We start from the raw sequence: 255 nt of genomic DNA, 5'->3' as shown, positions 1-255 counted from the left end.
CGCTAATAAATTAATGCGGTGTTTCCAAGGGAATATATCGCGCTCGCCTAAAGCAGCAAATGCCAGGTTAGATGGCTGCGAGTACGTTAAATGAAAGCTGTAATAAGCCAACATGCCTGCATCGCTTTGCTTTTTCTGTACTTTGGCGCGGTCGCTTTGATCTGCTGCTTTTAAGCGCTCTATTGTTTGCTGCTGTGCGCTTACTTCGCTTAACCCGCTGTAAATAGCAAAACCCGATAAAACAAGGCTACACAG

1 protein-coding gene is annotated in these 255 nt (G+C 45.5%); it reads right to left on the bottom strand.

Annotated features, from left to right (window positions below):
• Positions 1-255, bottom strand: a 255-nt coding sequence (locus R2R70_RS21610; protein ID WP_410979140.1) for a hypothetical protein, incomplete at both ends; no start/stop codon positions are given.

Source organism: Cobetia sp. SIMBA_158 (assembly GCF_046566945.1).
In the GTDB taxonomy this organism is placed as follows: Bacteria; Pseudomonadota; Gammaproteobacteria; order Pseudomonadales; family Halomonadaceae; genus Cobetia; species Cobetia amphilecti.
The sequence above is the reverse complement of the archived record's forward strand: the minus strand, read 5'-3'. Positions and strand labels throughout refer to the sequence as shown.